We start from the raw sequence: 254 nt of genomic DNA, 5'->3' as shown, positions 1-254 counted from the left end.
GTTTCTGCTGTCGCCGAACTATGCGCGTGCCATTCCGTTCGGAGCCGGGGCGGCGCTCGTTCGTCCCGGCAAAGCGGTCGCGTCGGATGCCTATGGCCTTTTACGCTTTACGGCTCAGGAACTTTTTTTCCAAAGAGCCGATTCGCGCTATCTGCTCATTGATCTGCCTTCGGGAAAGATCCTGAAGGACGAGCTGGCCATTAAAGAAGTCGAATTCGGCACTTTCGTCTGGGCCGCTCAACCGGGAGATAAAC

Annotated in this window: 1 pseudogene; it reads left to right on the top strand. The window is 56.3% G+C overall.

The window, feature by feature from the left end:
* Positions 1 to 254, top strand: a pseudogene (locus EOD29_RS33385) (WG repeat-containing protein); the annotation flags it as partial.

This window comes from Mesorhizobium sp. M1A.T.Ca.IN.004.03.1.1, assembly GCF_003997555.1.
Classification (GTDB): domain Bacteria; phylum Pseudomonadota; class Alphaproteobacteria; order Rhizobiales; family Rhizobiaceae; genus Mesorhizobium.
Note: the sequence above shows the minus strand (reverse complement) of the source record. Positions and strands in the feature narration are given on the sequence as shown.